Origin of the sequence: Nocardioides nanhaiensis (genome assembly GCF_039542785.1) — a bacterium.
Taxonomy (GTDB): Bacteria; Actinomycetota; Actinomycetes; order Propionibacteriales; family Nocardioidaceae; genus Nocardioides; species Nocardioides nanhaiensis.
This window is the reverse complement of the sequence record NZ_BAABIM010000001.1, coordinates 165,531-178,732: the sequence shown is the minus strand read 5'-3', so window position 1 is coordinate 178,732 and position 13,202 is coordinate 165,531. Positions and strand designations below refer to the sequence as shown.

Sequence of the window (13,202 nt, the reverse complement as noted above, 5' to 3'; positions counted from 1 at the left end):
GTACGCCGCTCGTTGACAGATGTTCAATAGGCTGTGACGGCGCTCGCCCCGGCGTCAGTCGACCTGGACGGCCACCCCGCGCTCGAGCAGGCCCTCGACGTCGTCGACGCCCCAGGCGGTGAGCGCCGCGCGGGTCTGCGCGCCGGCCGCGGCGGGCGGCGGCGTCGTCAGGCTCGGCCCGGTGCGCGAGAACCTCGGGGCCGGGGCCGGCTGCACCATGCCGTCGCGCTCCACGAAGGTGCCGCGGGCCACCAGGTGCGGGTGCTCCTGGGCACGACTGATGGGCACGATGCCGGCGACGCAGGCGTCGGTGCCCTCGAACAGCTCGATCCACTCGGCCTGGGTGCGCGAGGCGAAGGTGCGGGTGAGGACCTCGCGCATCTCGTCGTAGCGGTCCATCTCGCCCTGGCCGGGGCAGGTCTCCTCGACGCCGAGCAGCCGCACCAGCGTGGCGAAGAACTGCGGCTCCAGCGCGCCGACCGACATGTGCTCGCCGTCGGAGGTCTCGTAGACGTCGTAGAACGGCACGCCGCCGTCGAGCATGTTGGCGCCGCGCTCCTCCCGGAACTGGCCGCCGGCGGCGAACGCGGAGGTCATCGCGTTGAGGTGGGCGGTGCCGTCGACGATCGCGGCGTCGACCACCTGGCCCTTGCCCGAAAGGCGCGCCTCGAGCAGCGCCGCGAGCAGCCCGATGACCAGGTAGGTGGAGCCGCCGCCGAAGTCACCGGCCAGGTTGGCCGGGAAGTGGGGGCGCGCGGGGTCCTGGCCCATCATGTGCAGCGCGCCGGTGATGGCGATGTAGTTCATGTCGTGGCCGGCCGCCTGCGCGAGGGGGCCGTCCTGGCCCCAGCCCGTCATCCGCCCGTAGACGACGCGCTCGTTGACCGCCCAGCAGTGCTCGGGGCCCAGCCCGAGCCGCTCGGTCACGCCCGGCCGCATGCCCTCCACGACCAGGTCGGCGTCGCGGACCAGCTGCAGCACCACCTCGACGGCCTCGGGGTTCTTCAGGTCCAGCGCGACGCTGGGGCGGCCGCGGTTGAGCAGCATCGTGGGCCCGCCGGCCAGGAACTGACCACCCGGCCGCTCGATGCGCACGACGTCGGCGCCCAGGTCGGCCAGGATCATGCAGGCGTGCGGGCCGGGCCCGATCCCGGCGATCTCCACCACCTTCACGCCCCGCAGCGGACCCGTGCCCGCTCCCAGCTCGATGCTCTGCTCGCTCGTGTGATCAGCCATGCGCGCGATCTTGACACATTCACTGTCACAGTCGGCGCGCGTCCCGATAGTGCGTAGCAAGGTGGTCGCGGTTCAGGGGCCATGACGACCACCTTGCTGCGCACTATCGGGCCAGCATGCAACGAGATGCACTTGCAACTCGTTGCACATGGGTGTCAGGATGTCCGCATGGCCCTGGAGCACGCGCTGCTGGTGGCGCTGCGCGAGCAGCCCGCGGCGGGGCTCGACCTCACCCGGCGCTTCGCGCGCTCGATCGGGTTCTTCTGGCACGCCAGCCACCAGCAGATCTACCGCACGCTGGCGCGCATGGAGGCCGACGGCTGGGTCGCGGCCACCACCCAGCACCAGGAGGGGCGCCCGGCCAAGAAGGTCTACGCCGTCACCGACGACGGCGCCGCCGCGCTCACCGCGTGGCTGGCCGAGCCGCCCGCCGCCACCCCGCTGCGCAGCGACCTCGCCGTCAAGCTGCGCGGCGCCTCCTTCGGTGAGCGCACGGCCGTGCTCGACGGCGTCCGCACCCAGCTGGCCGAGCACCACGCCCGCCTGGCGCACTACCGCCAGCTCGCGGCCCGCGACCACCCCGAGCCCGCGCGCCTGACCGGCCTCGAGCTCGACCAGTACCTGGTGCTGCGCGGCGGGATCCTCATGGAGGAGACCTGGATCGCGTGGCTCACCGAGTACCTCACCGCCCACAGCACCACACCCGGCACGCACCCGACGGAGTCCCGATGAACCAGCACTTCCCGCACCTGCTCGAGCCGCTCGAGCTCGGCCCGCTCACGCTGCGCAACCGCCTGGTGATGGGGTCGATGCACACCGGCCTGGAGGACTCGGTGCGCCACCTGCCCGAGCTGGCGGCGTTCTTCCGCGAGCGCGCCCGCGGCGGCGTCGGGCTGATCGTCACCGGCGGGTACGCCCCCACCAAGCGCGGCTGGCTCAAGCCGCTGGCCTCCGAGATGACCACCCGCCTGCAGGCGATGCGCCACCGCGAGGTCACCGGTGCGGTGCACGAGGAGGGTGGCGCCGTCGCCCTGCAGGTGCTGCACGCCGGCCGCTACGCCTACCACCCGCTCAGCGTGGGCGCCTCGCGCCGCAAGAGCCCGATCACCCCGTTCCGGCCCTCCGCGCTCTCGACGTCGGGGGTGGACAAGACGGCCACCTCGTTCGCCCGCAGCGTGGCGCTGGCGGTCAAGGCCGGGTACGACGCCGTCGAGGTCATGGGCTCCGAGGGCTACCTGATCAACCAGTTCCTGGCCCGGCGCACCAACGACCGCACCGACCGCTGGGGCGGCAGCGCCGAGAACCGGATGCGCTTCCCGCTCGAGGTGGTGCGCCGCACCCGCGAGCTGGTGGGCGGCGACTTCCCGGTGATGTACCGGATCTCGCTGCTCGACCTCGTGGAGGACGGCCAGACCTGGGAGGAGACGGTCGCGCTGGCCCACGCGCTCGAGCAGGCCGGCGTCACGGTCTTCAACACCGGCATCGGCTGGCACGAGGCGCGGGTGCCCACGATCATCACGCAGGTGCCGCGGGGCGCCTGGGTGGAGGCGACGGCGCGGCTCAAGGCCGCCGTCGGCGTGCCGGTGTGCGCCTCGAACCGGATCAACTCCCCCGAGATGGCCGAGCAGATCCTGGCCGCCGGGCAGGCCGACCTGGTCTCGATGGCGCGCCCACTGCTGGCCGACCCGGAGATCCTGAACAAGGCCGCGGCCGGCCGCGCCGACGAGGTCAACACCTGCATCGCCTGCAACCAGGCGTGCCTGGACCACACGTTCCGCAACAAGCGCGCCTCGTGCCTCGTCAACCCCCGCGCCTGCCACGAGACCACGCTGGTGCTCGCCCCCACCCGCCGGCGCACCACGCTCGCCGTCGTCGGCGCCGGACCGGCCGGCCTCGCGACGGCGGTCTCGGCCGCCGAGCGCGGCATCGCCGTCACGCTCTTCGAGCGCGACACCGAGGTGGGCGGGCAGTTCCGCCTGGCGATGGCAGTGCCCGGCAAGGAGGACTTCGCCGAGACGCTGCGCTACTACCGACGCCGCCTCGAGGTGCTCGGCGTCGAGGTGGAGCTCGGCCACGAGGCCACCGAGGCCGACCTCGCGGCCTTCGACGAGGTCGTCGTCGCCACCGGCGTGATGCCGCGCATCCCCGAGCTCGACGGCGTCGACCACCCGAAGGTCCTCACCTACGCCCAGGTGCTCTCCGGCGAGGTGGTGCCCGGACGCCGGGTCGCCGTCGTCGGGGCGGGCGGCATCGGCGTCGACGTCAGCCACTGGCTCACCCACGAGGACGGCGCCACCACCGAGGACTGGATGGCGTGGTGGGGCGTCGGCGACCCCTCGCTGCACCCCGGCGGCCTCACCGAGCGCAAGCCGCGCAGTCCCGCCCGCGAGGTGACGCTGGTGCAGCGCAAGACCAGCCGGATCGGCAAGGACCTCGGCAAGACCTCCGGCTGGGCGCACCGCGAGGTGCTCAAGCAGGCCGGCGTGCAGCAGGTCACCGGCGCCACCTACGTGCGCGTCGACGACGCCGGCCTGCACCTGCTGGTGGACGGCGAGCCGGTGCTGCTCGAGGTCGACCACGTGGTGCTCTGCGCCGGCCAGGAGTCCGTGCGCGACCTCGTCGCCCCGGGCCGGCACGTGGTGGGTGGCGCCGACGTCGCCGCCGAGCTCGACGCCAAGCGCGCCATCGACCAGGGCACCCGGCTGGCCGCGGCCCTCTAGCAGGCTCGGGCGTAGGTTGCCCGGGTGAGCCTGATCCGTGACCTGACCGAGGCCGAGGCGCGCCGCGCCATGCCCATGAAGTGGGGCGGGACCGAGCCGGGCGTGCTGCCGGCGTGGGTCGCCGAGATGGACTACGCGCTGGCCGAGCCGATCACCGCGGCACTGCACGACGCCGTGGCGGCCGGTGTCGCGGGCTACCCGTGGTTCGGCGCGGGCGGCCCGCTCGGCAAGGCGTACGCGGGGTTCGCGCAGCGCCAGTTCGGCCAGCGGGTCGACCCCGGGTGGGTGCTGCCCGTCGTCGACGTCACCGCCGGGGTGCGGTTCGCCATCGACGTGCTCAGCGACCCCGCGCCGGTCGTGATGCCGGTGCCCGCCTACGCGCCGCAGCTCGCCATCGGCGAGGTCACCGGTCGCGAGCAGTGGCCGCTCACGGTCCACCCCGACGCCGAGCGCGCCGAGATCGACCTGACCCAGCTGGACCTGCTGCTCGCCGAGGGCGCCCGCACGCTGCTGCTCACCCAGCCGCACAACCCCTGGGGGCGGGTGTTCTCGCGCGCCGAGCTCGAGGGCATCCGCGACGTCGTCGTGCGCCACGGCGCCCGGGTGGTCAGCGACGAGATCCACGCCCCGCTGGTGCTGCCCGGGCGCGAGCACGTCTCCTACCTCGACGTCGAGGGCACCCACGACCACGCCGTCGCCGTCGTCGCGGCCTCCAAGGCGTTCGGCACGCCGGGCCTGAAGTGCGCCCAGCTGGTGGTGCCCGACGACGACGCCCGCACCCGGCTGCTCGAGGCGCCGATGGTGCGCAACGACTCGTGGTCGACGCTCGGCGTCGTCGCAGCGATCGCGGCCTACACCGACGGCGACGCGTGGCTCGCGGACCTGCGCACCCGGCTCGGTGAGCAGCGCTCGCTGCTGGAGCAGCTGCTCGCCGAGCACCTGCCGCTCGCCCGGATGCGTCCGCTGGAGGCCACCTACCTGGCCTGGATCGACCTGCGCGCCTACGGGCACGGCGACCCCGCCGAGGTGGCGCTCGAGCACGGCCGGGTGCGGCTGGCCGCCGGGCACGACTACCAGCCGGGGCTGCCCGGCCACGTGCGGCTCAACATCGCCACCAGCCCCGAGCGGCTCACCGAGGTCGTTCACCGCACGGCCCACGCCCTGACACGCGCCTGACATCGCCCTCCCTAGACTCCGCACGTGAAGATCACCGTCATCGGGTGCGGCTACCTGGGCGCCACCCACGCCGCCAGCATGGCCGAGCTCGGCCACGAGGTCCTCGGGGTCGAGATCGACGCCGCCAAGCGAGCCGCGCTCAGCGAGGGCCGGGTGCCGTTCTTCGAGCCCGGGCTGCCCGAGCTGCTGAGCAAGCACGTGGAGTCCGGACGGCTGCGCTTCACCGACTCCTTCGAGGAGGCCGGCGCCTTCGCCGACCTGCACTTCGTGTGCGTCGGCACTCCGCAGCAGGCCGAGAGCATGGGCGCCGACGTCAGCTACGTCGACGCCGCCGTGCGCACCCTCGCCCCGCACCTGCGGCCGGGCACCCACCACGTCGTCGGCAAGTCCACGGTGCCGGTGGGCACCGCCGCCCGGCTGGCCGGTGAGCTGCGCGACCTCGCCCCCGAGGGCGTCGACGCCGAGCTGGTGTGGAACCCCGAGTTCCTGCGCGAGGGCTTCGCCGTCAAGGACACCCTCGAGCCCGACCGCCTCGTCGTCGGCGTCACCTCCGAGCGCGCCGAGCAGGCCCTGCGGGACTTCTACGCGCCCATCACCGACGCCGGCTGCCCGCTGCTGGTCACCGACTACGCCACCGCCGAGCTGGTCAAGGTCTCCGCCAACGCCTTCCTGGCCACCAAGATCTCCTTCATCAACGCCGTGGGCGAGGTGTGCGAAGCCGCCGGCGGCGACATCGTCGACCTCGCCGACGCCATCGGGCTCGACGCCCGCATCGGCCGCAAGTTCCTCAACGCCGGCATCGGCTTCGGCGGCGGCTGCCTGCCCAAGGACATCCGCGCCTTCGTGCACCGCGCCGGCGAGCTCGGCGTCGAGGACGCGATGTCGTTCCTGCGCCAGGTCGACGACATCAACCAGCGCCAGCGGGTGCGGGTCTCGAAGATCGCCACCGGGATGCTCGGCGGCAGCCTCACCAAGACCAACATCGCCGTCTGGGGCGCGGCCTTCAAGCCCGACAGCGACGACGTGCGCGACTCCCCCGCCCTCTCGATCGCCGGCAAGCTGCACCTGCGCGGGGCGAACGTCACCGTCTACGACCCCGAGGCCACCGAGACCGCCCGCGCGGTCTTCCCGACCCTCAGCTACGCCGGCTCCGCCCTCGAGGCCGCCCAGGACGCCGACCTGGTGCTGCACCTGACCGAGTGGAAGGAGTTCCGCGAGGTCGACCCCGCCGCCGTCACCGAGGTGGTGCGCCGCAAGCAGATCCTCGACGGCCGCAACCTCCTGGACCTCGACCTGTGGCGCTCCCACGGCTGGACGGCGCGCGGGCTGGGGAGGAGGTAGGGATGAGCTCGCGAATCCCTACCTGATGGTCGTCGAGTAGCGTCCGCGGCTGAGCTCGCGAAGCCGCGAAGAGCGTATCGAGACGTGGTGAGCCGAGAAGCAGCCGAGGCGGACGAGGCACGGCTGAGGAACGAAGCCGTACCGAGGGAGCCGGTGGACTCACCGGAGGGCACTCGGCTCACCGGGCTTCGAGGCTCCTGCGCTCGTGCCTCGCTCCGGAGCACCTCAACCAGCGGCCTGGGCCGGACGGCAGTCGGCTCACCGGATCTCGGTACGCGCCGTCCCTCGCAAGCTCGGGACAGCGCTACTCGATCACCAGCGGGTGGCGGCGCTACTCGACCGGCGGTGACACGAGCGGACCCAGGTGCAGCCCGGGCCACCGGGCGATCAGCCGCGCGGGGTCCAGGATCGCGTCCAGGTCGGCGTCGTAGGTGTGGCCTCCTGCGTTGCGGCGCAGCACGTAGCCCAGGCCGTGCGTGCGGTAGACCGTGGCCCCGCCGCGGGCGAGGGCGTCGAGCAGGTGGCGGTCCACGTGGCGTGGCACGGGGGCGAAGCCGCCGACCTCGCGCAGCAGCCCCCGCGAGAGCAGCAGCGTGCCGCCGGCCACCCAGTGCGTGTAGCGCTCGCCGGGGTGGCGGCGGTGGATGGTGCGGTCCTGCTCGGTGAGGTGGTAGAGCTCGTCGGGGCAACCCACCAGGTCGGCGCCGCTGTAGGCGCGGGCGCGCAGCAGGTCGACCACGAACTCGGGGTCGTACCAGTCGTCGTCATCCATCTTGAGCACCAGGTCGCCCGAGGCGGCGACCGCGGCGGCGTCGAGCACGTCACCGAAGAGCATCTCGGCCGGGCACGGCACCACGGTCACCGGCAGCGGCAGGTCCGGCGGCAGGGCAGGCTCGAAGCCGTGCGGGGCCAGCACCAGCTCCAGCTGCTCGACCCCACGCTGCGCGCCCACCTGGGCGAGCGCGTGGTCGAGCATCTCGGGGCGGCGGGTGGCCATTACGATGCTCACCGAGGGGCGCGAGGCCGGCGGCACCAGGCGGTCGAGGGCACGACGTCGTTGGCGGATGCTGTGCACCTCGCGCGCGTGCCGGTCGGCGAGGTCGACCTCCCCGGCGGAGCCGCCGACCAGCGGCACGCCGGAGGCCTGCAGGGCCAGCAGGTCGCGAGGCGGCACGTCGACGTCGAGCCGGACGCCCAGCGTCGGCCGCAGGGAGCCGAGCAACGCCTCGGTCACGCCTCTGCCCATACCGAGAGGGAGAGAAGAGGCGTGGACCACCGGGTCGGCCGCGTCGGCGTCGAACCCGGTCGGATTGACCACCCGCACATCGACACCCAGCTCGACGGCGGCCTCGGGCACGGGCGCCGCCGTCGCGGCCACCGACTGCCGCGCCAGCTCGGCGAGCACCGGCGCGACCGCCACCGGCTTGTCGAACCGCAGCACGCACAGCCACCCCTCACTCTCGGGGCGGGCGTTGATCGCCCTCAACGACGGGCCTGTGGGCGTCGGTCGCGGCGTGTAGGAGAGCGCTGCTCTCGCCTCGTCGAGCCACACCCCGAGCACCGGTGTGCGCAGGTCGGCGGGCACCGAACGGGCACGGGCCAGCGCCCGCAGCTCACCACGGTCGGCGACAGCCACCAGCACTCGTGGCACCCGCCCCTCGGGCAGTCCGGTGGCGCCCGCCGTCACGAGCACGGCGTCGTCGGACTGCTGCAGGAAGGCCGCGGCCGGGGGAGGCAGCACGCCTACCCCTCCAGCGCGCCGCGGCGACGCACCAGCGGGCGCTCGGCGCGCGGCAGCCAGGTGCTCGTCACGTGGTCGACGACGTGCACGCCCGGCGGCGCCTCCACGCGGTGCAGCCCGGGCACCTCGTGGCCGCGGCCGGCCCGCAGGGCACTGAAGACCTCCCACTCGCGGCGCTTGCGCGGCGCGCGGGAGGACTCGAAGTCGTCGGTGCTGGTCCAGTGCGCGAACTCGTCCTCCTCGAGCCACTTGAGCTCGACGACGAGTCCCTCCGGTGCGACGATCCGGTCGGAGGAGGTGGGGAACTCGCGCACCTCCCACTCGAAGGCCTTGACGTAGGTGAACTCCGGGCCCATCGGGTAGACCCACGGCTCGAGGAAGCGGAAGCCGAGGTCGATCCAGGCCACCGAGTCGGACTCGATGGTGAGCGGGTGCCGCGGGAAGGCGACGACGGCGCTGGAGTCCTCGAGCTGCCAGGCCAGGTCGCGCAGCAGCGCCACGCCCTCGGTGGTGAGCACCATGTCGCCGTCCCACTTCATGGAGTAGCCGGTGCGCACGTGGCTGAAGGACCAGTTGTAGAAGTGGGTGAGCGAGTGCACCGAGTCCGGCGGCGTGGCCAGGTGCTCGGCGCCGGCCCGGCTGACGCGGTGCGGGTAGGAGGTGAGCGTCAGGCGGTCCAGCGCCCCGCAGGCCTCCGCGGCGCGGCGCGCCACCTCGGGCGTGCCGTCGTCCGAGCCGTTGTCGACGACGACCACGTGCTGCACGGCCTCGAACATCGGCGGCAGCACCCACGGCAGGTTGCGCGCCTCGTTGCGCACCCGGAACACGCAGGTGAGCCCCGGCGGCAGCGGCCCGTCCTCCCACGCCCAGTGGACGTCGTAGTCCGCCAGCCCCTCGCGGTTCCTGATCATGGGAGCACCCGGGTCACGCTCACCGCTCGCGGCCCAGCGCCTTGCGCAGGCCCCGACGCGCACTCTCGGGCACCATCGCCCGGACGCCGTGGGGCACGCGGTCGACGACGCTGCGGCTGGTGCTGGCGGGCTCGGGCAGCTGGGCCAGCCCGGCGCGGTGGGCCGCGACGGCGCTGGACTGCGCCACCGCCTCGGCCTCCTCGTAGAAGTCGGCGTAGGCGCGGCGCAGCGAGTCGAGGGTGGCGTGCACCTGGGGGGTGTCGCCGTCGGGATCGGCGAGCCGGTCGAGCGCCTCCCAGCTCTCCTGGGCGATCTCGCGCAGCCGCGGCGGCACCAGCACGTCGTCCCAGGTGAGCTGCACGCGGCGCAGGCCGGGGTCGACGAAGGCGTGCACGGCGCGCACGTCGTTGGCCGAGGCGGTCTGCACGGAGGCCAGGTCGAAGGCCTGCCCGAGGCCGAACACCGGCACCGTCCAGTCCTCCAGCAGGTCGGCGTAGCGCACGAACGCGCGCTGCGATCCGCGGGTGGCGCGCTCGGTGTGCAGCATCATGTTGACCCACGCGGCGGTGCGGTTGACCTCGCCGAACTTGGAGCCGTAGTACTGCTGCTTGCTGCCCACCACCTCGGTGACCGGCCGCAGCATCGTCACGTAGGCCGGCGCGGCGTCGCTGCGCAGCGCGGCCGCGCGCCACAGGCCGAGGAACCACGCCAGCCGCGGGTCCTTGACGACGATCTCGGCGCCCTCGTCGAACTGCGGGTCCAGCCACTCGGTGAGCCGCTGGCGCAACGGCTCGAAGGTGCTGAGCTTGCCCGACTCGAACCACGCCGAGGGCCGCGCGTCGCTGACCTGCACGGTGCAGCGCTGGAGCAGCTCGGTGTGCAGGTCGACCACCCACTGCGGCTCGCCGAACCCCTTGGGGTTGGTGGCGTCGGCGGCCACCTCGGGCTGCGGCACGCGCATGCCCAGCGTGGAGAGGATGCCCGCCATCGTGCTGGTGCCGCTGCGACCCGAGCCGACGACGAAGACCACCCGTCGCTTGACCGGGGGCGGGCCGTCCGCGGGGCTGCTCGGCGGGCTGCTGACCATGGCCGTCACCCTACTGGCGCCGCGCCGCCCGGCTCGCGCAGCCGGGCCTCCCTAGACTCACCGCGTGCCGCCCAGCAGAGACCGAGACAACCGCGGGGACGAGCTCGGGTACGTCTTCGTCGTCACCTACGGCCGCTCGGGCTCGACGCTGCTGATGGGGCTGCTGAACTCGCTGCCCGGCTACCTGCTGCGCGGCGAGAACCGCGACGCCGCCTACCACCTGTTCCGGTTCCACCAGACGCTCGCCGCCGAGAAGGAGCGCACGCCCGCGCAGGCCTCGCGGATGCGCACCCACCCGTTCTTCGGGATCGCCGACGTGCCGCTGGCCCGCGCCGAGGCGGGGAGCCGGCGGATGCTGCTCGAGACGCTGCTGCGCCCCAAGCCGGACACGCGGGTGACCGGGTTCAAGGAGATCCGCTGGGCTCAGCCCGACCTGCCCGAGTACGTGGCGTGGCTGCGCCGCGTGTTCCCCGGCGCGCGCTTCGTCGTCAACACCCGCGACCACGCCGCGGTGCTGCGCAGCGGCTGGTGGGCCGAGGACCCCGACGCCGGCGCCAAGCTCGCCCGCATCGAGCGCGGGATCCTGGCGATCGCCGAGCAGCTGGACGAGGCCGCCTACCGCGTGCACTACGACGAGTGGACCGCCGACCCCACGGTGCTGCGGGGCCTGGTGGAGTGGCTCGGCGAGACCTGGGACGAGGACGCCGCCCGCGCGGTGCTCGCCCGGCGTCACTCGACCAGCGGCTAGCCCGCCCCGACCGGTCCCGGCTCAGCCCCGACCCGGCGTCTGGGCGCGGATCAGGTCGGCGTACCACTCGAAGGAGCGCTTGGGCGTGCGCGCCTGCGTCTCGTAGTCCACGTGCACGAGGCCGAAGCGCTGGGTGTAGCCCTCGCTCCACTCGAAGTTGTCGATGAGCGACCACGCGTAGTAGCCGCGGACGTCGACGCCGCGCTGCACCGCCTCGGCGACGGCCTGCACGTGGCTGCGCAGGTAGTCGATGCGCGGCTGGTCGTCGACGACGCCGTCGGCGTCCGGGCCCATCCCGTAGCTGCAGCCCGACTCGGTGATGATGATCGGCGGCAGCGCGGCGCGGAACCGCGCGCGGAACATGATCAGCCACTCGCGCAGCGCGTCGGGCACCACCGGCCAGCCGAAGTCGGTCACCGGGTAGCCCACCAGCTCGCGGAACTCGAAGGGCAGCTCGGCGTCCTCGGCGGCGGCGCCGATCTTCATCGGGTTGTAGTAGTTGACGCCGTAGAAGTCGAGCGGCTGGCGGATCGTGGCCAGGTCGCCCTCGCGCACGTGCGCCTCCAGCAGCGGCTGCAGGTCCACCGGGTAGCGGCCCAGCAGCATCGGCTCCAGGAACAGCGCGTTCCAGACGGCGTCGAAGAGCTTGGTGGCGCCGACGTCGGCGGGGTCGTCGCTCGCGGGCCACATCGGGGCGTGGTTGTTGGCGCAGCCGACGCTGCTGGCACCGGCCTCGCGCAGCGCGACGACGGCGCGGCCGTGCGCCAGCAGCAGGTGGTGGGCCACCGGCAGCGCCTCGAACATCATCGTCTTGCCGGGCGCGTGCATGCCGATGCCGTAGCCCATCAGCGTCACGACGTTGGGCTCGTTGACCGGCACCCAGTGCTCGACCCGGTCGCCCAGGCACTGCCCGACGATGGTGGCGTAGTCGGCGAAGCGCTCCACGGTGTCGCGGTTGAGCCAGCCACCGTCGTCCTCGAGCGCCTGCGGCAGGTCCCAGTGGAACAGCGTGGCCATCGGCTGGACGCCCGCGGCGAGCAGCTCGTCGACGAGCCGGTCGTAGAAGTCGAGCCCGCGCTGCTCCACCGCGCCGCGACCGGTGGGTTGGATGCGCGGCCACGCGACCGAGAAGCGGTAGCCGGTGGTGCCGAGGCGCTTCATCAGCGCCACGTCCTCGGCGAAGCGGTGGTAGTGGTCGCACGCGACGGCGCCGCTGCTGCCGTCGACGACCCGGCCGGGCTCGGCGGTGAAGGTGTCCCAGACGCTCGTCCCGCGACCGTCCTCCTGCGCCGCACCCTCCACCTGGTAGGCCGCGGTGCTCGTGCCGAACCGGAAGCCGGGCGGGAGCTGCGGGTACTCCTCGGGGTGTGCCACGGGCACAATCATGGCCGTGACCGTCGAGATCCGCCGAGGAACCGCCCGCTTCGTCGACCGCGAGGCCGGACGGCGCACCCAGCACGCCTTCTCGTTCGGCGCGCACTACGACCCCCAGCGCCTCGAGCTGGGTCCGATGGTGTGCCACGACGACCACCTGCTGGGGGCCGGACGGGGGTTCGAGACCCACCGGCACAGCGACCTGCTGATCGTCTCCTGGGTGGTCGAGGGCGCCCTGGTGCACACGGGATCCGCGGCCGGGGAGGTCACCCTGGGCCCCGGCTCGGTGGCCGTCCTCTCCGCCGGCTCCGACGGTGTCGACCACGCCGAGCACGCAGCGTCGTCCGGACCCTGCCGGTTCGTCCAGGTGTGGCTGCGACCGGGCGAGGAGTCCGAGGTGCTGGTCCAGCCCGGCGACTACCAGCACGCCACCCCGGACGTCGTCCCCGACACCGCGCAGCCGCTCGCGCAGCCGCGGCTCGACGCGGTCCTGTGGCTCGTGCGCCTCTCCGGCGACCCGGCGGTCGCCGTCGAGCTGCCCACGGCCCCGCTGGTGCACGCCTACGTGGCGACCGGCGCCCTGCTGCGCTCCTCGCTGGCCGAGCCGCTGGCCACGGGCGACGCGTTCGTGATGACCGACGAGCCCGCCCACACCGTCTCCGCCGGCGTCCCTACCGACCTGCTCGTCTGGACCTTCCACGACGGCCCGGCCCCCGTGTTCCTGCACCGCACCGGCGCGGCCGGGCACTGGACGACTCACCCCGGCGGCGGGCGCGACCTCGACGCTGAGCGCGCCACCGCCGCGAGTGCCGCCGACGACCGCCCGCCCCTGGGCGACCTGCGCCTCTGAGGCGGCGCCGAGGTGGTG

Annotated in this window: 11 protein-coding genes; 6 read left to right on the top strand and 5 right to left on the bottom strand. The window is 73.6% G+C overall.

Going from position 1 to position 13,202, the window contains the following annotated elements:
* Positions 1-54 precede the first annotated feature (54 nt).
* Positions 55-1,236 carry a CaiB/BaiF CoA transferase family protein gene (locus ABD948_RS00780; RefSeq protein ID WP_345262134.1) on the bottom strand — a complete coding sequence of 394 codons (1,182 nt, stop codon included), beginning with the start codon at positions 1,234-1,236 and terminating at the stop codon, positions 55-57.
* Positions 1,237-1,404: 168 nt separating this feature from the next.
* Here ABD948_RS00780 and ABD948_RS00775 point away from each other — a divergent pair, with 168 nt between their 5' ends.
* The 4 genes from ABD948_RS00775 to ABD948_RS00760 are packed head-to-tail and all read left to right on the top strand — an operon-like array spanning position 1,405 to position 6,473.
* Positions 1,405-1,968, top strand: coding sequence for a PadR family transcriptional regulator (locus tag ABD948_RS00775; RefSeq protein WP_345262133.1), 564 nt, complete (start codon positions 1,405-1,407; stop codon positions 1,966-1,968).
* The gene (locus ABD948_RS00770) at positions 1,965-3,956 is read left to right on the top strand and encodes an oxidoreductase (protein WP_345262132.1); all 1,992 of its coding nucleotides are present in this window, start codon (positions 1,965-1,967) and stop codon (positions 3,954-3,956) included. Before ABD948_RS00775 ends, ABD948_RS00770 begins: the two co-directional genes overlap by 4 nt.
* Before the next feature lie 24 nt (positions 3,957-3,980).
* Entirely contained in the window at positions 3,981-5,132 is a 1,152-nt protein-coding gene (locus tag ABD948_RS00765) for a MalY/PatB family protein (RefSeq protein WP_345262131.1), read from the top strand.
* A gap of 24 nt (positions 5,133-5,156) precedes the next feature.
* Entirely contained in the window at positions 5,157-6,473 is a 1,317-nt protein-coding gene (locus ABD948_RS00760; protein WP_345262130.1) for a UDP-glucose dehydrogenase family protein, read from the top strand.
* A 331-nt stretch (positions 6,474-6,804) separates the two neighbouring features.
* On the opposite strand, the gene ABD948_RS00755 is transcribed toward ABD948_RS00760, so the two are convergent.
* From ABD948_RS00755 to ABD948_RS00745, 3 genes are read right to left on the bottom strand one after another with little or no spacing between them, the layout of a single operon-like run.
* Positions 6,805-8,214 (bottom strand): glycosyltransferase family A protein, encoded by a 1,410-nt coding sequence (locus ABD948_RS00755; protein ID WP_345262129.1) that lies wholly within the window; start codon positions 8,212-8,214, stop codon positions 6,805-6,807.
* A 2-nt stretch (positions 8,215-8,216) separates the two neighbouring features.
* Positions 8,217-9,125: a hypothetical protein gene (locus tag ABD948_RS00750; RefSeq protein ID WP_345262128.1), complete on the bottom strand. Its 909-nt coding sequence runs from the start codon at positions 9,123-9,125 to the stop codon at positions 8,217-8,219.
* A gap of 19 nt (positions 9,126-9,144) precedes the next feature.
* Positions 9,145-10,212 carry a sulfotransferase family protein gene (locus ABD948_RS00745; protein ID WP_345262127.1) on the bottom strand — a complete coding sequence of 356 codons (1,068 nt, stop codon included), beginning with the start codon at positions 10,210-10,212 and terminating at the stop codon, positions 9,145-9,147.
* A gap of 64 nt (positions 10,213-10,276) precedes the next feature.
* On the opposite strand from ABD948_RS00745, the gene ABD948_RS00740 reads away from it, so the two are divergent.
* Positions 10,277-10,960 (top strand): sulfotransferase, encoded by a 684-nt coding sequence (locus ABD948_RS00740; RefSeq protein ID WP_345262126.1) that lies wholly within the window; start codon positions 10,277-10,279, stop codon positions 10,958-10,960.
* A 21-nt stretch (positions 10,961-10,981) separates the two neighbouring features.
* On the opposite strand, the gene ABD948_RS00735 is transcribed toward ABD948_RS00740, so the two are convergent.
* A complete protein-coding gene (locus tag ABD948_RS00735) occupies positions 10,982-12,346 on the bottom strand; it encodes a GH1 family beta-glucosidase (RefSeq protein ID WP_345262125.1) in 1,365 nt (454 codons plus the stop codon).
* 4 nt (positions 12,347-12,350) lie between these two features.
* Here ABD948_RS00735 and ABD948_RS00730 point away from each other — a divergent pair, with 4 nt between their 5' ends.
* Positions 12,351-13,184 carry a pirin family protein gene (locus ABD948_RS00730; RefSeq protein ID WP_345262124.1) on the top strand — a complete coding sequence of 278 codons (834 nt, stop codon included), beginning with the start codon at positions 12,351-12,353 and terminating at the stop codon, positions 13,182-13,184.
* Positions 13,185-13,202 lie beyond the last annotated feature (18 nt).